Here is a 1,022-nt window from a genome sequence, read left to right as displayed (position 1 = left end):
TCCCCGTTCGCTCGCCGCTACTAGGGGAGTATCATATTGATTTCCTTTCCTCCGGGTACTTAGATGTTTCAGTTCCCCGGGTTTGCCTTTTTAAGCCTATATATTCAGCCTAAAAATACCTGGTTTACCAAGTTATTAGCTGCACCGAAGTGCAGTAATAACAAAGTATCAGGTGGGTTGCCCCATTCAGAAATCCATGGATCAAAGCTTATTCTCAGCTCCCCATGGCTTATCGCAGAGTATCACGTCTTTCATCGCCTCTTACTGCCAAGGCATTCACCAAACGCCCTTTTCGCGCTTGATTTGATCCAGAAAAAGCAAGACTTGGCGTCCTGCGCGAAGATCAGAAGCTGGTAAGAAACTGATCCTCTTTATCCTGTATCAAAAGCATACTTTTACCCGCCCAGACTGTCGTCTGGACAATGAGCGATGCAGATAGCGAACCGTCCGTGCAGGAGGTCCGCGTCATCGCTCTGGTTAGTGTACTTGACTTGGACAACATATTCGTTTCGGTCGCGATATGTCCGACAGGCCGAGGAAACAGCCCGTCAAACACCGGCCCAAAAGGGCAGCAACCGAGATCATCCCCTAACGCGGGGCGATCAAACATGTTGTTAGTATCTCTCTTTACGATGTCAATTCGTCTGAAGGACGAAGCGATGCTTCATCCGGGAACAGACGTTCAAACACATGAGCATGTGCTTGAAGGTATGTTCCGTATACCACCTCAAGGAGGATGGTGGGTCGAGGAGGACTTGAACCTCCGACCTCACGCTTATCAGGCGTGCGCTCTAACCACCTGAGCTACCGACCCGTTTTGGTGGAGCCTAGGAGGATCGAACTCCTGACCTCCTGAATGCAAATCAGGCGCTCTCCCAGCTGAGCTAAGGCCCCAAACTATTGAGACCCGCGCGGCTGCGCAGGACTTATGACTGAAGAGATATGAGGACGGCTCGGTTCTAATATTGGCCGGCTTTGTATGCCGACCTGCTAAGTGTTCCATGAGTTGAGCAAGCTCATCT

General features: G+C 50.5%; 2 tRNA genes and 1 rRNA gene. All 3 read right to left on the bottom strand.

Going from position 1 to position 1,022, the window contains the following annotated elements:
* A 23S ribosomal RNA gene (locus BM229_RS18015) occupies nt 1-304 on the bottom strand; the annotation flags it as partial.
* A gap of 433 nt (nt 305-737) precedes the next feature.
* A tRNA-Ile gene (locus tag BM229_RS18010) sits at nt 738-814 on the bottom strand.
* A 4-nt stretch (nt 815-818) separates the two neighbouring features.
* Nucleotides 819-894, bottom strand: a tRNA-Ala gene (locus BM229_RS18005).
* Nucleotides 895-1,022 lie beyond the last annotated feature (128 nt).

The sequence above is a fragment of the Sulfitobacter dubius genome, from assembly GCF_900113435.1.
Taxonomy (GTDB): domain Bacteria; phylum Pseudomonadota; class Alphaproteobacteria; order Rhodobacterales; family Rhodobacteraceae; genus Sulfitobacter; species Sulfitobacter dubius.
The sequence above is the reverse complement of the archived record's forward strand: the minus strand, read 5'-3'. Positions and strand labels throughout refer to the sequence as shown.